The organism is Kitasatospora sp. NPDC059160, from assembly GCF_042755465.1.
Taxonomy (GTDB): Bacteria; Actinomycetota; Actinomycetes; order Streptomycetales; family Streptomycetaceae; genus Kitasatospora.
In genome coordinates, this window is record NZ_JBHZCN010000097.1 from 16,160 (window position 1) to 35,797 (window position 19,638).

The following is a 19,638-nucleotide window of genomic DNA, read 5'->3' on the forward strand; positions in this document are numbered from 1 at the left end:
CGTGGCGACGACCGCTTCCGGGATCTACGAGCACTTCCTCGGCCTGCTCGGGCCGGGCGACGACGGAGCGCACCGACCCGGCCCGCGCGCCGGGGCCGAGGCCTGGCGCGGTTCGGCCCGCGCCCGCTACGGCGAGTGGTCCGACGCCGCCGGGCACACCCACCCGGCCTTCCTGACCCGGGACGAGTGGGTCCGCAACCAGATCGACCTGGCCCGCTGCCTCGACGGCCTGCTGACCGAGGACGACGTGGTCATCGTCGCCGTCCCGTACGAGCTGTCCTTCGTCGGCGCCGAGGTCGAGCGCGCGATCGAGCTGGTCGGCGCGGCCGTGATCGGGGTCGGCACGAGCGACACCATCTGCCCGCTGCCGCGGGTCCTCGACCTGATGGGGCAGTACGGGGCGACGGTGCTGGTCTGCTCGGCGACCGTGGCGGCCAGGCTGGCCGCGCTGGCCGTCGCGCGCGGGCAGCGGCCGGCGGACTCCGCGGTCCGCCTGGTCGTCACCACCGGCGAGGCCAGCTCGGCCGAGCGCCGCGAGCGGGTGGCGGCCCTGTGGGGCGCCGACGCGTCCGAGCTCTACGGGACCGCCTCGACGCCCACGGTCGCCGTCCCCTGTGCGGCCGGCGCGCTGCACGTGTGCGACCACCGGCTGCGGGCGGCGGTCCGGACCCCCGGAGCCGACGGCCCGGCGGCGTTCCGCGGTGAGCTGCTGCTGGCCTTCGGGACGGCGGACACCCCCGACACCCCGGACGCCCCGAACGGCGCGAACGGCGCGAACGGCGCGGCGGAACCGACCGGGCAGTTCGTGGAACTGGGCCCGGCCGACGGCGGCTGCGGTTGCGGCGCCCGGAGCCCGGTGCTCGCCCCGCTCGGCCGGGTGGCCGAACTGGTCGGCTCGGCGTCCGGCCCGGTCTCGGCGGTCGACGTGGAGCGGATCGTCTTCGGCTTCCCCGAGTTCGCCCCGTACTTCGCGGCCGAGCTCCGGCCCGGCGGCTTCACGGTGACCTGCGCGGTTCCGGACGGCGCCGCGGCCGCCGCCGACGAGGTGCTGCGGCAGGCGGTGGAGGCCGAGGTCCGTCGCGGCCTCGGCATCGACGTCGACGTCCGGATCGTCGAGGCGAAGGACTGGGAGGCCGTGACGTCATGACCCGCCTCCGGTGGTGGGACCGGCGCGAGCCCGAGGTACCGATGGCGCCCTTGAGGAGGCGACGCACATGAAGGTAGCGGTGGTACAGACCCTCTGGGTCGAGGATCCCGCGGAAGGTCTGCAGAACGCGTTCCGGGCGGTCGAGGAGGTCTGCGCCGGCGGTGACGTCGACGTCGTCTGCTTCCCGGAGTTCTTCCTCGGCCCCCCGTGGTACATGCCGGGGCAGGACCACCTGAGGGGGCGCACCGACACCCCGATCCCCGGCCGGATCGTGGACGGCTTCCGGGAGCTCGCCCGCGGGCTGCGCACCAACGTGCTGCTGGGCTCGATCGTCGAGGACCTCCGGGACGGCATGTACCGGAACACCTCGCTGTTCATCGACCGGCAGGGCGTCGTCGCGGACAGCGCGATCAAGGCGCACGCGTTCGGCAACGAGATGGTCGTCTGCCGCCAGGCCGAGTCGCTGGGCGTGATGACCACCGAGTTCGGGCTGGTCGGGGTGGCCGTCTGCTCGGACTTCTGGATCCCGGAGGTCATCCGGCTGCTCGCCGTGGCGGGCGCGCGGACGATCTTCGTGCCGGGCGGGACGCTGCTGCAGAACCAGTCGCTGATGGTGAACGCGCTGAGCTCGGCGGCCTACCTCAACGACGTGAACATCGTCTACGCCAGCTCGGTGGGCGTGGTCCGGGGCAAGCGCGGCGACCGCCTGGTGGAGGTCCGCTTCGCCGGCACCAGCCTGGTCACCGGGCCGGAGGGCGTCATCGCCCAGGCCGGGACGGACGAGCCGGAGGTGCTGGTGGTCGACCTCGACCCGGACGGCACCGACCCCGGCGACGCGGGCTCCCCGCCCGGCGACGGCCGGCGCTGGATCGGGATGCGGCGGCCGCAGGCGTACGGGGCGCTGCTGGGCGACTACGTGGGCGCCCGGCGGGACCTGGCCGCCGAACTGCGGACGGCCATCGCCCCGACCGGCGGGGCGGACGGCCGGGACCGGGGCGCCGGTCCGACGGATTCGGGCGAGAGGACTGGTTCGTGACCATCATCGTCGCGCAACACGCGCGCCGGGCGGACGAGGCGGCGACGGTCGAGGCCGTGCTCGCCGACCTGGAGCGCCGGGTGACGCCGGAGGCGTCGTTCGTCGTGCTCCCGGAGAACGCCTTCGCCGTCGGTGACGGCGTCCGCGCACTCCCCTCCCGGCTGCGGGACCAGGCCCTCGAACGCCTGGCGGAGCTGGCCCGGACCCGCCGCGCCCACGTGCTCACCGGCTCGTGGGCGGAGCCCGCGGCCGGCGGCGGTCTGGAGCAGGTGGCCCGGCTGCTCGACCCGGACGGCTCGGTCCGGGTGGAGCTGCGGCGGGCGGTCCTCGCCGACGGCAGCACCGGCACCGGCGACGACTTCCCGGTCGTGGACACCGAGTCCGGCCGGGTCGGGGTGCTGCTGGGGCCGGACTTCTGGCTCGTGGAGCCGCCGCGGATCCAGTGCCTGAACGGCGCGGAGCTGCTCCTGGTGGCCGGTTCGCTGGACGGCCGCAACCGGGCCGCCCAGGCGGCGGCGGTCTGGGGCATCGCCACCCTCAACACCGTGGCGGTCGCCTTCGCGAGCGCGCTGGGCGCCCGCTCGGCCGGCTCCAGCGCGATCGCGATGCCCGAGCGGTTCCTGGCCCGGGCGGGGGCCGAGGAGTGCCTGCTGGAGGCCGGGTGCGAGGTCGAGCACATCCGCTACCTGCGCGAGCCCGACCTCCGCTTCCAGCAGACGCTCTGGTTCGGGCTCTGGGCCCGCCGCCCGCAGCTGTACGCGGCGCTGACGGACGGCCCCGCCCCGGGCACCGGCGCGGACCACCGTGAGCGGGTGAGCTGACGTGGAGCACGTCGGCCTGTCGGCCTCCGAGGTGAGGCGCCGGATCGCAGCGGAGCTGGAGGACGACGTCCCCTGGAACCGGGTGCTGAACTCGATCTGTACCGAACCCCACCCCCTGGCCGTGGAAATGGCGGCCGCCGCCGCCCGCACCAACCTCGGGGACGTCCGGATCTTCCGCGGGACGAAGCGGATCGAGCGGGAGGTGGTACGGATCCTGCTGTCGTTCCTCGGGGGGCCCACCGGTTCGGGGACGCTGGTGTCGGGCGGGACGGAGGCCAACCTCCTCTCGATGGCCGCCGCCCGCGAGTCCGCCCGGGCGGACGGGCGGCTCACCGACCGGCCGGAGGTGATCGTCAGCAGCACGGTGCACTTCTCCTTCGCCAAGATCTTCGCGATCCTGGGCCTGACGCCGGTCGTGGTGCCCGTCGACGACTCGCTGCGGCTGCCCGCCGAGGAGGTGCTGCGGCAGGTCACCGAGCACACCGTCGCCGTGGTGGCGACCGCGGGCAGCAGCGAGTTCGGGGTGGTCGACGACGTCGAGGCGATCGCGTCCCGGCTGGCCGGCCTGGGGCCGCACCTGCACGTGGACGCGGCCACCGGGGGGTTCATCATCCCCTTCGCCCGCGAACTCGGCCGGGAGCTGCCCCGGTTCGACTTCTCGGTGGACGGCGTGGACTCGATCACCATCGACCCCCACAAGTACGGGCTGGCGCCCGTCCCGGCGGGGGTGATCCTGTTCCGGGAGCCCGAGGGCGCGCAGCGGTTCGCCTTCGACTCCTTCTTCAAGGACACCCCGACCCACCACACCCTGCTGGGGACCAGGCCCGGCAGCGCGGCCGTCGCCACCTACGCCGTGCTGGAACACCTGGGCCGCTCGGGCTTCCTGGCGGTCACCCGGCACAACTACGAGGTGACCGACCACCTGGTGGCCCGGCTCCGGGAGGCCGGCCACGAGCTGTTCGTCGAACCGCAGCTCAACATCGTGGTGGTGCGGATGCCGCACGCCGCGCGGATCTCGGAGCGGCTCGAAGAGCTCGGGTGGATCGCCTCGACCTCGACCCGCTTCGTGGAGACCCTGCGGCTGGTGGTCGCCCGGCACGTGACGACGGAGATGGTGGACGCGTTCCTGCCCGTGCTCGAACGGGCCCGGCGGGATGTGGCGGCGGAGGTGGCGTACCCGTGAGCTTCCTGCGCACGCGCAACACCCGGGTCGCCGCGCTCCAGATGCGGATCACCCCCGGCGAGCCGGACGAGAACCTCAAGTGCGCCGCCGGACTGCTGTCCACCGCGGCCCAGCGCAAGGCCGAACTCGCCTGCCTGCCGGCGAACTTCGCGACCGGCCTGAACTTCCCGACACTGCGCCGGGACGCCACGCCGGCCGACGGGCCGGTGGTGGAGTTCCTGGTGGACCAGGCGCGCGGCCTGGGCCTCCACATCGCCGCCGGGGTGCTGCTGGCCGAGGGCCGGGAGGTCTACGACGCGGCCGTGCTGGTGGGCCCCTCGGGCGAGGTGCTGAGCTGGTACCGGCGGCCGTGCGTGTGGGCCGGGGAGGCCGACCACATCACCCCGGGGGCGCCCGGCGAGGTCGTCGACACCCCGGTCGGCCGGATCGGGCTGCTGGTCGGCTACGACCTCCGGTTCCCGGAGGCGAGCCGGCAGTACCTGCTCCAGGAGGTCGACGTCATCGTCTGCGTGGCCACCCTGTTCGCGCCGTTCTCGCACCAGGTGCGGTCGATCTGCCGGGCCCGCGCCGCCGACGCCGAGTGCGCCCTGGTGCTGGCCAGCGGTGCGGGCGAGAACCGCTTCGCGATGATGCCGTACCTGGGGCGCAGCATGATCGTCAACGGGCTGGTGCAGGACGCCGCGCAGCCCCCGGACGCGGACGTGCTGGCCGAGGTGGAGCGGGGCGCCAGGGAGGCCGTCATCGAGGCGGACATCCCGTTGCGGACGCAGCGCAAGGTCCGCGAGCGGCTGCCGTTCCACGACGACCTGCGGTCCACCTGGACCACCGGGTACGGGGGGCGGTCCTGATGGCGGGGGTGCAGGCGGCCCGGCCGCGGCGGCCGAACTGGTTCACCGACGTCCTCGGGCTGGTGGTGATCGACCTGCGGCAGTTCTTCGACAACCGCCTGTTCGCGGTGTCGACCTTCCTGACCTCGGTGTCCATGGTGCTGGCCTTCGGCGCGGCCACCCAGCAGATGGGGAGCCCCTCGGTGGGGGCCGCCAACTACTTCGGCTTCGTCTTCCCCGGGATCCTCGCGGCCGGCATCATGTTCAGCTGCACCTACACCGTCGGCTACACGATCATCATCGACCGCAACCGGCGGACGATCGAGGACCTGATCCTCTCCCCGCTGTCCTACTCGGGGTTCCTGCTGGCCCGGCTCATCGGCGTCGTGGTGAAGTGCCTGTTCCAGTTCGCGCTGGTGCTGGTGCTCGGGGTCGCGGTGTTCGACGCGAGCATCGACTCGCCGGGGCTGCTGGTGTTCGACTTCCTGGCCGGCTGCCTGGCCTTCGCCGCGCTGGGGATCCTGGTGGCGACGTACACCACGGAGATCTCCTTCCCGGCGGTGGTGAACATCATCGTGATCCCGCTGATGTACTTCGCCGGGATCTTCTTCCCGCTCGGCAACCTGGGCTGGCTCGGGAAGGTGATGGAGCGGCTGCCGCTCTCGGTGCACGTCGACGTCTTCCGGGCCGCCCTCGGGCAGGGGCCGTCACCCTCGGGCCTGACGCTGGCACTGACCGCGGTGTACGCGGTCGGGGGCTGCGCGCTGGCCGCCTACGCCTTCCGCAGGAGGATCGGACGTGGCTGAGTCGCGAACGGACGCCGGGGTGCCGGTGCTGGCGGTCTCCGGACTGGAGTGCCGGGTGAGTTCCGCCTTCGCGCTGCGCGGCGTGGACTTCTCGGTGGCCGCCGGGGAGGGCGTCGCCGTGATCGGCACGAACGGGGCCGGCAAGACCACGCTGATCCGGCTGCTGGCCGGGCTGCTCCAGCCCACCGCCGGCCAGGTGCGCATCTGCGGTACGCCACCGCGCAGCTGGGGGCGGGCCAGCCGGCACCTCGGCTACGTCCAGCAGGCCAAGGAGCTGCCGGACGGCGTCACCGTGGAGACCTACCTCAGGCACCAGTTGCGGCTCCGGCGGGCGGACCCGGGCCGCTACCGGGAGTTGGTCGGCCTGGCCGGGCTGGGGCAGTACGTCGACCAGTACGTGCGCCGGCTCTCCGGCGGGAGCCAGCGCAAGCTGCACATCATCAGCGCCGTCGCGCACCGGCCCGACCTGCTGATCCTGGACGAGCCGACCACCGGGCTGGACCCGACGGCCCAGGAGACGGTCCTGGACCTGCTCCGGGGCCTCAAGGCGGAGGGCACCGGGGTGCTGTTCGCCAGCCACCACCGGGAGGAGCTGGTCGCCCTGGCGGACTCGGTGGTGATGCTCCACCAGGGGCAGCAGGTGAAGGAGGCCTCGCTCGCCGAGGTCATCCTGTCGGGCGGGCGGTCGAGCCTGACGCTGCACGCCTTCGCGGACTCCGACGTCGAGCAACTGCGGGTGTGGGCGGCGAAGTCGGCGGCCGCGGACGGCCCGGCCGGGGCGGTGCGGCCGGTCGACGGCGGGGTGACGGTCGAGCTGTCCGGCGGGGCGCGGCCCGACGCCCTCGGCGAGCTCGTCGCCCGCGCCCACGCCGACGGGCTGGCGCTCCGCTCCGCGTCGTACGGCTCGCCCACGCTGGCGGAGGTCGTCCGATCCATCGTCGAGCAGGTTGAAGGGAACGGGACACAGACATGAGCATCTCCACGACGACGACCAGCATGCCGTTCTGGAAGGAGTACCCGGAACGGGACAACGAGTGGGTGCGGCAGTACCCGACGAAGCACGTCGCGGTGACCGAGGAGGAGGTGTTCGCCCGGGAGCAGATGGGCGTGTACGTCCACATCCCGTTCTGCAACCGGCTGTGCTTCTCCTGCCCGTACATCAAGTTCCAGACCGACCGGGACCTGACCCGGACCTTCCTGGACGCGCTCAAGGCGGAGATCACGCTCTACGCGCAGCGCCCGTACGTCCAGGACCACGTGATCACCCTGGGGTACATCGGCGGCGGCACCCCGACCTCGCTCACCGCGCCCCAGCTGGACGAGCTCCTGGGCCACCTGTTCGGCAGCCTCAACACCGCCCCCGACGCGGACTTCTCGATCGAGACCACGCCGATCGACATCAGCGAGCGCAAGGCGCGGGTGCTGCTGGACCGCGGGGTGCGGCGGATCAGCCTCGGCGTCCAGACCTTCGTCGAGGAGGAGTTGAAGAGCCTGGGCCGGCCCAGCGACCCGGAGATGCTCAAGAACAGCATCCGGCTGCTGCGCGACTGCGGCTACGAGAACATCAACATCGACCTGATGCACGGCATCAACGGGCAGACGATGGAGAGCTGGGAGTACAGCCTCGACGTCGCCATCGAGCTCGGGGTGACCTGCGTCTCCTTCTACACCTACATGGAGTTCGCGCAGATCTCCACCAAGCGCCGCAAGCTCCCGCCCGTGCCCGAACGCGCGCTGGTCGACGAGATGTTCCTGTTCGCCGCCGAGAAGCTCACCGCGGCCGGCTTCCTCGGCTACTACGGCGACTGCTTCGCCAAGCCCGGGTTCCAGCCGAAGTACGGCGAGACCTCGTGGAGCGAGGACGTGCCGATCATCCCGCTCGGCCCGACCGCCACCGGACACCTGCGCGAGCACTGGTACTTCAACGAGCCCGACATCGGCCGCTACGTGCAGACCGTCATGGAGGGCCGGCTGCCGATCTCCATGGGCAAGCACATCACCAGGTCGGAGTCGATCCGGCGGTCCATGGTGCTCGGGGTCAAGGCCGGGCGGGTCGACCGGGAGCGGTTCCGCCGGCTGCACGGGGTCGACTTCCTGGAGATGTTCCGCGAGGAGATCGCCGACCTCGCGGGGAAGGGCCTGGTGACCGTCCGGGAGGACGGCATCGAGGTCACCGGCCCGAAGGGCTGGTACTACCTGGACAACATCTCCAAGGCCTTCTACTCGCCGGAGTTCCGGCGCTACCCGCAGCACCTCGGGGCGGACATCACGGGCTTCATCAACCCGCAGATGAGAACGCTCCCGCTGACCGTCGTTTCCGGTTCCCCGCAGAAGGGTGACGCCTGTGAGCACCACTGAGACGCCGCTGCTGGACCTCAGCGTGCGGGTCCCGCAGACCGCGCCGTACGCCGACCTCGACGGGACGAGGGCCTACGACCTCGGCATGCGCCGGTCGGCGCTGATGGCGTACAAGCGGCCGACGGACCGGATCACGGCGAACGTCCGCGAGGGCATGACCGACCTCGTCGAGGTGGGCTTCAACACCGGACTGCTGTCGCTGCACGTGGCCGGCCGGCTCCCGGAGCTGGCGGTGTCCGGGGTCGAGGAGATCCAGAACCTGGTCGAGGTCGCCGAGGACAACCTGACCCTGGCCGTGTGGGCGAACGCGGCCGGCGACGTCGAGTTCGAGATGGGCCGGCTGAGCCGGCTGCCCTTCCCGGACGCCTCGGCGGACATCGTGTTCTCCTTCTCCTCGCTGCACCGCTGGTCCCGGCCGGTCGAGACGCTCAGGGAGTGCGCCCGGATCTGCAAGCCCGACGGCGTGGTGATCATCGAGGACATCAACCGGCACGCGGAGGAGGGGCACATCACCTTCATCCTCCAGTTCGTGAAGGAGGGCGGCGAGCAGTTCATGCGCTCGCTCCAGTCGGGCTACACCCGCGACGAGGTCGCGGAGCTGCTCCGGCAGGCCGGCCTGGACGGCTGGCAGGTGGTCGAGGAGGACCTCGGCCTGGTGATCTCCTCCCGGCCGCTCGACCCGGTGGCCCCGTGATGGCGGCCGTCACCATCGCCGTCGTGCAGATGGAGTCCAAGCTCGGCCGCAACGCCGCCAACCAGCGGCGCGCGGAGCGCTTCGTCGCCCAGGCGGTCGAGCAGGGCGCGGACCTCGTCTGCCTGCCGGAGGCCTACCTGACCTCCGGCAACATCCTCGAAGTCGCGGACGTGTCGGTGCCGATCCCCGGGCCGGAGACCGACCGGCTGTGCGAGCTGTCCCGGGAGCACGGCATCCACCTGGTGGCCGGCCTGCTGGAGCGCGGCGGGGACGGGAAGTACTACAGCACCTCCGTGCTCACCGGCCCGCAGGGCGAACTCCTCGGCCGCTACCGGCGGGTGCACTGCCACGAACTGGAGAGCCGCTACCTGGCCGGCGGTTCGGAGTACCCGGTGTTCGACGTCGGCTTCGGGCGGATCGGCCTCCTCCAGGGCTACGACATCAACTTCCCGGAGGCCGCCCGCGAGTACCTTCGCCGCGGCGTCGACGTCCTGGTCTGCTCCGCCCTGGTGCCCGAGATGTTCGCCTACGTGGCCAACCTGCGGCTGCCGGTCCGCGCGGTGGACACCGAGTGCGTGCTCGCCTTCGCCTCCGGGGTCGGCACCAACCTGTACGCGGGCTTCGGCTACATGGGGCGCAGCCAGGTCCTGGCCGACCCGCTCTTCCTGGAGGCGGAGCGCTTCGACTTCGTCGACGGCGACGAGCGGATGGTGCTGATCGAGGAGGGCGAGGGCGTCGGCGTGGTCCGGGTGGACCTGGAGCGGATGCGCCGGTACCGGGTGAAGGCCACCCTGCGGCACGACCTCCGGCCGTCCACCTACTGGGCGGCCCTCGACGACCGGGCCCGGCCCGCCAGCGGCGGGGGGGAGTGACCGGCGATGCGGGTACTGCTCATCTCCACCAACAAGATCCGGGTGCCGAGACCGGCGCTGCCGATCGGCATGGCGTACATCAGCGCCGCGCTCAAGCGGGCCGGCCACCAGGTCGACGTGCTCGACCTGCTGTGGGAGTCCCGGGAGTTGAAGGCCGTCCGGGAGCGGCTGACCTCCCAGCGGTACGACGTGGTCGGCATCGCCGTCCGCAACCTGGACAACCTGACCTTCGTCGACCCGATCTTCTTCGGCCCGATGACGGAGAAGATCGTCCAGTGCGTGCGCAAGTACACCTCGGCCAAGGTCGTCCTCGGCGGCTCGGGCTTCTCGGTCGAACCGCTGGCCTTCTTCGAGTACGCCCAGCCGGACTACGGGATCGCGGGCGAGGGCGAGGCCGGGATCGTCCAGCTGATGGAGCACCTCCAGGGCGGCGGGCGGAAGCTGGAGGAGATCTCCGGGCTGTGCCACCTGGACGGCAACGGGCACTTCGTGCAGAACCCGGCGGACTCCGCGTTCGACCTCGGGGCGCTCGAACCCGACCGCTCGGTCTACGACCCCCGGTACTTCGAGGAGGGGGTCTCGGCCGCCTCCGACCTCACCCGGGACCACCAGCCGGCCATCGAGACGCTGCAGACCAAGCGGGGCTGCAAGCTCTACTGCTCGTACTGCATCATCCGCAAGACGGAGGGCAAGGGGAACCGGTTCAAGGAGCCCGCCGAGGTGGTCGGCGAGATCCAGCGGGCAATGGCGGAGAACCCGGCCGTCCGTGAGTTCGAGATCGTGGACGCGACCTTCAACTTCCCGATCGAGTACGCCTCGGAGGTCTGCGCGGAGATGATCCGCGCCAAGCTGGACGTCGCCTGGTACTGCCAGCTGACCCCCAACGCGGTCACGCCGGAGTTCGTCGACCTGCTCGCCGCGGCCGGCTGCATCCGGGTCGACCTGGGCACCGACGCGCTGACCGACGAGGCGCTGGCGGACCTCCAGAAGGGCTTCGACATGGCCAAGGTGCTGGAGGTGGACCGGCTCTTCACCGCCAGTCCGATCGAGCACACCCACTGCGTCTTCCTCGGCGGCCCGGGCGAGACCCCGGCCGCGCTGCGGGAATCGATCGGCTTCACCGAGCGGTTCCTGAACCCGGCCCAGATCTACGCCAACCTCGGCATCCGCATCCTGAGCGGCACCAAGCTCCAGCAGCAGGCGGTGAAGGCCGGGATCCTCACCGAGGGGCAGGGCACCTTCGTCCCCGCGTACTACGTGGAACCGGCGATCGTCGAGGACCGCGACACCCTCGACTTCGTCCGCAACGCCTACCTCGGCCACCGGAACTGGTACTTGTGGTGGGGGCTGCGCGGCCAGAGCCTGTCGGACCGCGCGGTCCACTCCAAGCGGACCGTGGCCGACATGCAGCGCGAGTACGACTACGTGATGAGCGCCAAGCCCCGGTTGGAGAAGGCACCGAAACGGACGACCGGAAAGCCGGTCATGCTCAACCTGGGAGTGGTCTAGGTGAACACGGAAGCGGTCGCCGGCGAGCTGCTGGCGTCCCTCGCGGCCCGGGGCGACGCGGACTTCGCGGTGGGGATGCAACGCTACTTCCCCCACGAGATCCGCGCCCTCGGCGTCGGCAACGCCGCGGTGGTGGCGCTCGCCGGCGACTTCTTCCGGGAGCACGGGGACGTCCCCGCGGCCGCCAGGCTCCGGTTGGCGGAGGAGGTGCTGGCGCGCGCCGAGCACCACGAGGAGGTGCTGCTCGGCTTCGCGCTGCTGCACAAGGTCGCCCGGACCGGGCTGGGCGACGACTTCCTCGACCGCTGCGAGGGCTGGCTCGAACGGTACGTGTCCAACTGGGCGCAGTGCGACGACCTGTGCCTGAAACTGCTCTACCCGTACTTCCTGGGCCACCTCGACCGACTCCCCCGGACCGCGCGCTGGGTCGGATCGGAGTCCCCCTGGGCGCGGCGGGCGGCGAACGTGGCGGTGGTGAAGTTCGTGCGGCGCAAGGTCGGCAAGGTCACCTACGAACTGCCGGTCGCCCACGTCCTCGACAACTGCACCCGGCTGATGCACGACAAGGACCCGTACGTGCAGAAGGGGTCCGGGTGGCTGCTCAAGGTCACCGCGCAGGTCCACCCGGCCGAGGTGGAGGCCTACCTGCGGCGGTGGCGGCCGGTCATGAAGCGGGACACCTTCCGGTACGCCCTGGAGGGCCTGGACAAGGAGACCCGGGGAGCCCTGATGGCCCTCGGCGGGAAGGCGGAGGCTTGAGTACCGGCGGTTACGTGCACCGGCGCGGGATCCACTGCGAATCGGCGTGCCAGTGCAACATCCTGGCGGCCGCCGGCCACGAGGTCGACGAGGACGTGGTGTTCGGCCTGGACGGCGGCTTCGGGTTCTCCTTCTTCCCCGCGCGGGGCGGCGCCCCGGACATCGTGGTGGGCAAGCAGGCGATCATGCCGCTGCGGGCCGCCCGGCTGATGGGCGTCGAGGTCGCCGCGCACGCGCCCGCGTCCGGCAAGGGGCTGGCCCAGCTGCTGGAGTCGGCCCCGGCCGTCATGGTGCGGGTGGACCTCGGCCGGCTGCCGTACTGGGGGCTGGAGGGCCGCTCCTCCTTCGGCGGGTACTTCGTCAACGTGGTCCGCGCCCTCGACGACGACCGGTTCGAGGTGTCCGACCCGGCGCTCGACACCACCGTCCTCGTCACGGCGGCGGACCTGGAGGCGGCCCGCTCCAGCCGCGACTCGCCGCCGCTCAACCCCGACCGCAAGGCGTACGTGTTCGGCGCCCGGCGGAGCGCTCCCCAGCTCGGCCTGGTCGGACCGGTGGCGGTGCGCAACCTCTGCCGCGACGTCCTCAAGCCCGGCAGCCGGAGCCTGGGCCTGGCCGGGATGAAGCAGCTGCAGTCGACCGCCCCGACCTGGCCGCGGACCAAGCTCGGCGAGGTCGACGACGTGGACGCCGCGGGCCGGGTGGTGCGCACCGACGCGCTCTCCCGCCAACTGCTGCACCTGGGCCGCCAGATCGAGACCTTCGGCACCGGGGGCGGGCTCTTCCGCCCGATGATCGGGCGCTTCCTGGCCGCCGTCGCCGAGGCCTCCGGCGACGCCCGCTACACCGGACCCGCCGAGCTCTTCCGGGCGAGCGGCCGGCACTGGCAGACCCTGGGGCGCGCGCTGCTGGACGGCGCCGCCACCCCGGGCGGGGACCGGCAGCAGCTGGTGGACGCCGTGGTGGACACCGTCGGCACCGCGATGGACCTGGAAAAGCGGGCGCTGCGCGCGCTCGGCGGCGTGTAGGGCGGGAGGAAGCCATGCCGAGCGCGGACGAGACGATCCTGGCCCAGGGCCCCGACCGGTGGAACGAGTACGCCCGCCGGCGCCGGGCCGAGGGCCCGTTCCGCCCCGACCTGCGGGCCGCCCGGCTGCACGGCGCGGACCTGCGGGGCGCGGACCTGGTGGACGCCGACCTCAGCGGCGCGGTGCTGACCGAGTCGTACCTGATGTCCGCCGACCTGCGCGGCGCCAACCTCCAGGACGCCGACCTGGTCGAGGCCTACCTCATCCAGGCGGACCTGGCGAACAGCCGGCTGGTCGGGGCGGACCTCGACGGGGCCGACCTCAGCGGGGCCGACCTCACCGGCGCCGTGCTCGACCCGGGCTTCCGGCGCCGGGGCGTCATCTCGGACTTCCTCACGATCTGGCCGCAGGACCTCTGAGGCCCCGACCCCTGCGGCTGCGGCCTGGACCCGAGCCGGGGGCGGACCGCCACCGTCAGCACGCGAGCAGGAGGAGACAGCAGTGACGGCGACTTCGTCCACCGACGAATGGGGCGTGGACCAGCTCGACCTGGACGCCTACCTGAAACGGATCGGCCGACCGGACCTGGGCGACGCCAAGCCCAACCGGGAGACCCTCCGGCGGCTGCACCGCGCCCACGTCGAGTCGATCCCCTTCGAGAACATCGACATCGTGCTGGGGCGCGAGGTCCCGATGAGCACCGCCGACATCCAGCGCAAGCTGGTGGCCGCCGCCCGCGGCGGCTACTGCCACGAGCACGGGCTGCTGTTCGGCGCGGTGCTCAACCGGCTCGGGTACCGGGTCGACCGGCTGCTCGCGCGCCCCCGGGAACGCCCCGGCCGCCCCTGGCCGTGCACCCACCTCACCCTGCTCGCCTCCGGCGTGGACGGCGACTGGCTGGCCGACGTCGGCTTCGGCGCGGGCCTGCTGGAGCCCCTGCCGCTCACCGAGGACGGCTGGAGCACCCAGGGCGAGGGCTGGTCCTTCGCCGTCGCCGCCCACGAGGAGGGCCGGCAGCTGATGGAGCGGGCGGTGCCCGGCACCCCGGCCGGGAACACGCCGGGTGCCCCGGCCGGGAGCACCCTCTACTCGTTCTCGAACCGGGCGCAGCGGGCCGCCGACGTCGACGCGGCCAACTACTACACGTCCACCCACCCGGATTCGCCCTTCACCGGCCAGCTGATCGTGATGCAACGTTTCAGCGGCGAGATGCGGCGCCTGCTCAACCGCGACTTCTCCCGCGTCCGGCCGGACGGCACCGCCGAGCGCCGGCAGCACCTCGACGACGGGCAGTTCGCGGCCGTGCTGACCGAGGAGTTCGGACTGGCCCTGACGGCGGAGGAACTGCGCGGGCTCGCCGCGCGGGTCGGCGACGTCCGCTCCAGCCTGATGGGCGGCCCGTGAGGCGCTACCCCTGTTCCCGTACCGGGGCCACCGGCTGGCGGAGGATGGTGCGCAGCCGGCTCGGGTGCGCCCGGCGGGCGTCGGAGAGGTAGATCTCGTGGTGGCGCCCCCGGAGGGTCAGCCCCTGGGCCGGCACGAACTCGTCGTGCATCCGGGCGATCGTCGGCCCCTCCTCGTCGTACGGTCCGACGTGCAGGACCTGGACGCTGGGCCCCTCGGTGAACTCCTCGAACCGCACCAGCTTCACGGCGCTGAGGTCCTTCGTCCGGTGCACCCGCTCCAGCGCCGCGTCGACGATCCCCGGGGTGATCCAGTCCGGCTGGACGATCATCAGCGTCCAGTCCCAGGCGTCCTTCTCCCGGGTCCGGAAGACCTCCAGGTCCTTGGAGGACCACAGGCCCTCCAGCGGCCCGACGGTGTGGGTGCGCCCCAACTCCTGCTTGGCGACGGCGCGTACGGCGTAGGAGGTGGTGTAGAGCGCGGTGACCACCTCCGCGTACTCCGGCGAGGTGTTCGGGTTGCCGTGCCCGTCCGCCATCAGGAACCTCATCCGCGGGACGTCGATGACCTCGAACTTCCGGCGACCGGCCGAATAGAGGCCCGGCCGTTCCTTCTTGACGTCGTAGTTGTCCATCGCGGCGCTGCTCCCGGTCGGTCGGCTTGGTCCGGTCGGGAGCCATCCTAGGAGCCGTGACGGCGGGCCCCGCGCCCGGTTCCCCGGGTTCCCCCCATCGGGCGAATCCGGCCGCCGGGGGCGGCGGGGACCGGTCCCCGCCGTCACGGGCCCCGGCTCACAGCCGGGCGTGCGAGCCGATGTCGGCGCGGAAGGCCTCGACCATGGCGGCCGTCACCGTCGGGCGGCTCGCGCCGATCGCGGCGAGGTGGTCCGCGGTGGTCGCCCCGGGGACGGCGTCGTCCCGTTCGAAGGCGCTCTGCGCCGCCAGCCGTGCGGCGTGCTCGATGTCGGCGGGCGAGAAGCGCTCGCTCGCGGCCACCAGGGCGGGCACGTCCACGTCGACGCGGTCGGTGCCGAGGGCGTAGCGGGACCAGATGGCGGCGCGGGCGTCCGGGTCCGGCGGTCCGATCGGGATGACGTAGTCGAACCGGCCGGTGCGCAGGAAGGCCGGGTCGAGCGAGCGCACCGAGTTGGTCGCGCAGACCAGCAGCCGGCCGTCGCGTTCGCGGAACCCCGGGATCAGCTTGAGCAGTTCGTTGGTCACCCCGTGCACGGCGCCCGGCTGGCCGGCCGCGCCACGCACGGGGGCGATCTCCTCCACCTCGTCGATGAAGACCAGCACCCGCTCCAGTTCACCGATCCGCGCGAACGCGCTGCGCAGCGCGGCGGCCAGGTTGCCCTCGTCGGCGAGGCGGGAGGGCAGCAGCTCGACGAACGGCCAGCCCAGGCGGGAGGCGATGGCCCGGGCGAAGGTGGTCTTGCCGGTGCCGGGCGGCCCGAACAGGGTGATCGCGCGCGGCGGCCGCACCCCGTGCCGGGCGGCGCGCTCGGGTTCCGCGAGCGGCAGCACGATCCGCCGCTCGATCAGCTCCTTCTCGGCGGTCATCCCGGCGACCTGGTCCCACAGGTCCCCGCTCAGCAGCCGCCCGCCGAGCTCGTCCAGCGTGCCGGCCGCGGGGCCGGCGGCGGGCTCGGTCTTCTCGAAGTAGGCCGCGGCGGGCCGCCGTTGGTAGCCGGCCTTGTGCAGTCCCTCGCCGAGCAGTTCCTCCTCCGGCAGCACGTAGGCGATCCGCCGCACCCGCAGCTCGACCAGCCGCCGCTCCAACTCCCGCAGCAGCGCGCTGGCCAGGCCCCGCCCGCGCCAGGCCGGGGCGATCGCCACCCGCATCACCCAGGCCCGCTCCCCCGTCCCGGCCACCTGGGCCAGCGCGGCCCCGATCGGCGTGCCGCCGTGCACCGCGACCACGGCGGGCTGGCGTGCGGTCAGCGCGGCGATGCACTCGGCGAGCGGGAACACGGACTCCTGCCCCAGCCCGGCGGTGCTGTCGATCAGGTGGACGACGGCGGCCAGGTCCTCCTCCCGGTAGTCGTGGATCAGCCAGTTCACGCGCATCGCTCCCTCGGGTCGCCGCTCGCCGGTCGCCGTCGTACGGCACGGCCCGTACGGGCGGTTCGTACGGGCGGTTCGTACGGTTCCGGAGAAGGTAGGCGGGCCGGGCGCGGCCCGTCGTGCGCCGATCGGGACAACGCGCCGTGGACGAACCGTACGCGGCAGCGGGTTGCGCGGCCGCTAGGGCCTAGGGGAGCCGGGTGGCCCGGGGCAGGTCGAGCTCCGCCCACACCGCCTTCCCGAAGGCGGTCCGGCAGGCTCCCCAGCGGCGGCACAGGACGTTGATCAGTTGCAGTCCGCGCCCGCCCTCGTCGCTCAGCGAGGCGTGCTGGATCTGCGGGAGGTCGGGGCCCCGGTCGGAGACCTCGATCACCAGGCGGTCGTGCCGGAGCAGTCGCAGCGGCCCGACCGCGCGCCCGTGGCGCAGGGCGTTGCCGGCCATCTCGCTGACCACCAGCTCCGCCGCGTCCACCAGGTCGGTCAGCTCCCACCGGGCCAGCTGGTCGCGGACCAGGCGGCGGGCGGCGCCGGCCGCCGAGGCGTCCGCCGGGAGGTCCCACACCCGCACCTCGGCGGCCGCCGCGCCGTCGAGCGCGTCGGCGGCGACCAGGACCGCGTCGTCGTACCGGCCGGCCGGCGCCAGGTGCGCCGCCTCGGGCCCGGGGCGGCTCCGGAGCACCGGGCCGGCCTCCCGGCGCAGCCGCTCCAGGTCGGCCGCGAGGTCCCCGCGGCGCGTCTTGGCCAGCCCGTCGGTGTACAGCAGCAGCCGGGCCCCGCCGGGCAGGACGATCCTGGTGCCGTCGTAGGGGATCGCCCCGGCGCCGATCGGGCCGCCGACCGGCAGGTCGACGAAGTGCGCGGGGCCGTCCGGGCCGACCAGGACCGGTGGCACGTGCCCGGCCGAGGCGAGCGCGCAGCTGCCGTCGGCCGGGTCGTAGACGGCGCACAGGCAGCTGGCGACCTGTTCCTCGTCGAGGTCGCGGGCCGCCAGGTCGAGCCGGGCGAGCACCCGCTCGGGGACGGTGTCCAGGGCCAGCAGGATGCGGGCGGCGCCGCGCAGGCGGCCCATCGTGGCGGCCGCGGGCAGGCCGCCGCCGAGGACGTCGCCGACCACCAGGGCGGTGCGGCCGCCCGGGAGCGCCACGACGTCGAACCAGTCGCCGCCCGCCACCCGGCTGTCCAGCGCCGGCAGGTAGTCGCAGTGCACGTCCAGCCCCGGGGTCGGCGGGGACTCGCGCGGCAGCAGGCTGCGCTGCAGGGTGACGACGGTGTCCCGTTCCCGTTGGTAGAGGCGGGCGTTGTCGATGGACAGGGCGGCCCGGCCGAGCAGTTCGGTCGCGAGCGCGAGGTCCGCCCGGTCGAAGCCGGGCCGGTCGCCGGACCGGACGAAGTCGGCGATCCCCAGCAGCACGCCGCGGGCGACCATGGGGACGACCAGGTAGCTGTGCACACCGGCGGCGGCCAGCTGGGCGGCGCCGCTCGGGGTGGAGGCGATCCGCAGGTAGTCGTCCGGGGTGGTCCTGGTGACCAGGACCGGTTCGCCGGTGACCAGGGCGTCCCTGGAGTAGCTGGGCCCGACCACGCTGGGGCTGCCGACCGGGTCGGCCTCGATCACCCGCACGCTCGGTATCCAGGCGATCGCCATCGCGCGCAGCGCGGGCGGCTCCGGGCCCTGCCAGCGCTCGGTCTCCTCGCCCCGCAGCACCGTTTCGAGGAGGTCGACCGCCGCGCCGTCGGCGAACCTCGGCACGGTGGAGTCGGCCAGCTCCTGCGCGGTGCGCCGCAGGTCGAGCGTGGTGCCGATCCGCCGTCCCGCCTCGTTCAGCCAGGAGAGGTCGGCGGGCAGGCGCTCGGTTCCGGCCCCGCCGTGCGGGGCGCCCCCACGGCCGTACGGGCCTCCGCCGCGGCCCGGGAGTTGCGGTTCGGCCATGGCCTCCGCCTGTCCTGTGCAGTCCGGCCGTCCCCACCAGCCTGGCACGGCGCGCGGCCGGTCGCACGGCGCGGCCGTCGGGCCGCACGGTTCGGAACGGTCCCGGGGCCGCCCGGTTCGGAGCGGTCTCGGGTGCGCGATCCTCGCGCATATTTGCGTGTTTACGCAAGCCTCCGATCGTCGTCCCTCTCCCCGCCGAGTGGCGGATGTTCCCGACGGGCCGTCAGGGGCCAGCCTTGCGGGCAGTTCGACAGGTTCACGTCATCCCCCACAGGCGGCCCCCACGCCGCCGGACAAGGACACGTCATGAGGCACTTCCCCCTGCCCGGAATCCTCGCCACCGCCGCCGCGGCCGCCGCCCTCGTACTCGCCGCACCGGCGGCCGGCGCCTCCGCCACCCCCCTGCCCAGCCGGCCCATCATCGGCGGCGGCGCCGCCTCCCAGGGCTACACCTTCATCGTCTCGCTCCAGCAGAACGGCCAGCACATCTGCGGCGCCTCGCTGATCTCGCCCACCTGGGCGGTCACCGCGGCCCACTGCGTGGCCGGCGGCACCGCCGACCAGTTCACCGTCCGGGTCGGCTCCAACGACCGGACCTCGGGCGGCGAGGTGGCCTCGCTCGCCAAGGTCGTCCCCCACCCGAACTACAGCACCAACAACGACATCGCCCTGCTCCAGCTCAGCGCCCCCGTCCAGGCCACCCCGATCGCCATCGCCGACGGCGCACCGGCCGGCACCGCGATCAAGCTGCTCGGCTGGGGCCAGGAGAACCCGCAGCCCGGCGCCGACGGCGGCCCGGACCAGCTCAAGGAGCTCGACACCAGCCTGCTCCCGAGCGGCTGCGCCGAAGGCTTCGACCCCTCCTCCGAGCTCTGCGTCAACAACCCCCAGGGCCCGGACGGCAACAACCAGGGCGCCTGCTACGGCGACTCCGGCGGCCCGGCGATCGCGCAGGTCAACGGCGAGTGGCGACTGCTCGGCGCCACCAGCCGGGCCGGCGGCTCCTCCTCCACCTGCGCGGTCGACCCCTCGATCTACACCAACGTGACGGCGTTCAAGGACTTCGTCCAGACCACCATGGCCGGCTGATCCCCGACCCCTCCCCGGGGGCGCGACAGCGCCCCCGACCGGCGGCGCTACACCCCCGCGCGGGGGTGGGGGGCCGCCGGTTGGTTCGGGCGCGGCGGCTTTGACGTCC

The 19,638-nt window shown here is 73.2% G+C and carries 19 protein-coding genes; 16 read left to right on the forward strand and 3 right to left on the reverse strand.

Translation table 11 applies throughout. The annotated features are described in order from the left end of the window. Nucleotide 1 precedes the first annotated feature (1 nt). The 15 genes from ACFXOZ_RS32500 to ACFXOZ_RS32570 all read left to right on the forward strand — a co-directional run bounded on the left by ACFXOZ_RS32500 (nucleotide 2) and on the right by ACFXOZ_RS32570 (nucleotide 14,444). Nucleotides 2-1,147: a hypothetical protein gene (locus ACFXOZ_RS32500; protein WP_380593581.1), complete on the forward strand. Its 1,146-nt coding sequence runs from the start codon at nucleotides 2-4 to the stop codon at nucleotides 1,145-1,147. A 67-nt stretch (nucleotides 1,148-1,214) separates the two neighbouring features. After that, entirely contained in the window at nucleotides 1,215-2,183 is a 969-nt protein-coding gene (locus ACFXOZ_RS32505; RefSeq protein WP_380593582.1) for a carbon-nitrogen hydrolase family protein, read from the forward strand. Beyond that, on the forward strand, nucleotides 2,180-3,004 hold the full coding sequence (locus tag ACFXOZ_RS32510) for a carbon-nitrogen hydrolase family protein (RefSeq protein ID WP_380593583.1): 825 nt from the start codon (nucleotides 2,180-2,182) through the stop codon (nucleotides 3,002-3,004). Before ACFXOZ_RS32505 ends, ACFXOZ_RS32510 begins: the two co-directional genes overlap by 4 nt. 1 nt (nucleotide 3,005) lies before the next feature. Then, on the forward strand, nucleotides 3,006-4,187 hold the full coding sequence (gene mfnA / locus ACFXOZ_RS32515) for a tyrosine decarboxylase MfnA (protein WP_380523325.1): 1,182 nt from the start codon (nucleotides 3,006-3,008) through the stop codon (nucleotides 4,185-4,187). Continuing rightward, nucleotides 4,184-5,035: a carbon-nitrogen hydrolase family protein gene (locus ACFXOZ_RS32520; protein ID WP_380523326.1), complete on the forward strand. Its 852-nt coding sequence runs from the start codon at nucleotides 4,184-4,186 to the stop codon at nucleotides 5,033-5,035. Before mfnA ends, ACFXOZ_RS32520 begins: the two co-directional genes overlap by 4 nt. After that, on the forward strand, nucleotides 5,035-5,820 hold the full coding sequence (locus ACFXOZ_RS32525) for an ABC transporter permease (protein ID WP_380523327.1): 786 nt from the start codon (nucleotides 5,035-5,037) through the stop codon (nucleotides 5,818-5,820). Before ACFXOZ_RS32520 ends, ACFXOZ_RS32525 begins: the two co-directional genes overlap by 1 nt. Then, nucleotides 5,813-6,793, forward strand: coding sequence for an ABC transporter ATP-binding protein (locus ACFXOZ_RS32530; RefSeq protein WP_380593584.1), 981 nt, complete (start codon nucleotides 5,813-5,815; stop codon nucleotides 6,791-6,793). The genes ACFXOZ_RS32525 and ACFXOZ_RS32530 overlap by 8 nt, the downstream gene beginning before the upstream one ends. Further along, entirely contained in the window at nucleotides 6,790-8,178 is a 1,389-nt protein-coding gene (locus ACFXOZ_RS32535; RefSeq protein WP_380523329.1) for a coproporphyrinogen-III oxidase family protein, read from the forward strand. The genes ACFXOZ_RS32530 and ACFXOZ_RS32535 overlap by 4 nt, the downstream gene beginning before the upstream one ends. Beyond that, a complete protein-coding gene (locus ACFXOZ_RS32540; RefSeq protein WP_380523330.1) occupies nucleotides 8,165-8,872 on the forward strand; it encodes a class I SAM-dependent methyltransferase in 708 nt (235 codons plus the stop codon). The genes ACFXOZ_RS32535 and ACFXOZ_RS32540 overlap by 14 nt, the downstream gene beginning before the upstream one ends. Beyond that, entirely contained in the window at nucleotides 8,872-9,744 is an 873-nt protein-coding gene (locus ACFXOZ_RS32545; protein WP_380398453.1) for a carbon-nitrogen hydrolase family protein, read from the forward strand. The genes ACFXOZ_RS32540 and ACFXOZ_RS32545 overlap by 1 nt, the downstream gene beginning before the upstream one ends. 6 nt (nucleotides 9,745-9,750) lie before the next feature. Beyond that, on the forward strand, nucleotides 9,751-11,253 hold the full coding sequence (locus ACFXOZ_RS32550; protein WP_380523331.1) for a B12-binding domain-containing radical SAM protein: 1,503 nt from the start codon (nucleotides 9,751-9,753) through the stop codon (nucleotides 11,251-11,253). After that, nucleotides 11,254-12,012, forward strand: a complete 759-nt coding sequence (locus tag ACFXOZ_RS32555) for a DNA alkylation repair protein (RefSeq protein WP_380593585.1) — start codon at nucleotides 11,254-11,256, stop codon at nucleotides 12,010-12,012. Further along, entirely contained in the window at nucleotides 12,009-13,040 is a 1,032-nt protein-coding gene (locus ACFXOZ_RS32560) for a DUF4872 domain-containing protein (RefSeq protein WP_380523333.1), read from the forward strand. The genes ACFXOZ_RS32555 and ACFXOZ_RS32560 overlap by 4 nt, the downstream gene beginning before the upstream one ends. Before the next feature lie 14 nt (nucleotides 13,041-13,054). Beyond that, a complete protein-coding gene (locus ACFXOZ_RS32565; RefSeq protein ID WP_380398443.1) occupies nucleotides 13,055-13,459 on the forward strand; it encodes a pentapeptide repeat-containing protein in 405 nt (134 codons plus the stop codon). Between the two features lie 82 nt (nucleotides 13,460-13,541). Further along, complete coding sequence (locus tag ACFXOZ_RS32570) at nucleotides 13,542-14,444, forward strand: arylamine N-acetyltransferase (RefSeq protein ID WP_380593586.1); 903 nt, start codon at nucleotides 13,542-13,544, stop codon at nucleotides 14,442-14,444. Between the two features lie 4 nt (nucleotides 14,445-14,448). Here ACFXOZ_RS32570 and ACFXOZ_RS32575 read toward each other — a convergent pair whose 3' ends face one another. From ACFXOZ_RS32575 to ACFXOZ_RS32585, 3 genes are all read right to left on the reverse strand, one after another. Beyond that, the gene (locus ACFXOZ_RS32575; protein ID WP_380593587.1) at nucleotides 14,449-15,078 is read right to left on the reverse strand and encodes a GyrI-like domain-containing protein; all 630 of its coding nucleotides are present in this window, start codon (nucleotides 15,076-15,078) and stop codon (nucleotides 14,449-14,451) included. Between the two features lie 157 nt (nucleotides 15,079-15,235). After that, on the reverse strand, nucleotides 15,236-16,507 hold the full coding sequence (locus tag ACFXOZ_RS32580; protein WP_380593588.1) for an ATP-binding protein: 1,272 nt from the start codon (nucleotides 16,505-16,507) through the stop codon (nucleotides 15,236-15,238). A 190-nt stretch (nucleotides 16,508-16,697) separates the two neighbouring features. Next, nucleotides 16,698-18,440 (reverse strand): SpoIIE family protein phosphatase, encoded by a 1,743-nt coding sequence (locus ACFXOZ_RS32585; RefSeq protein WP_380593589.1) that lies wholly within the window; start codon nucleotides 18,438-18,440, stop codon nucleotides 16,698-16,700. Between the two features lie 306 nt (nucleotides 18,441-18,746). Here ACFXOZ_RS32585 and ACFXOZ_RS32590 point away from each other — a divergent pair, with 306 nt between their 5' ends. Then, entirely contained in the window at nucleotides 18,747-19,529 is a 783-nt protein-coding gene (locus ACFXOZ_RS32590) for a S1 family peptidase (protein WP_380593590.1), read from the forward strand. Nucleotides 19,530-19,638 lie beyond the last annotated feature (109 nt).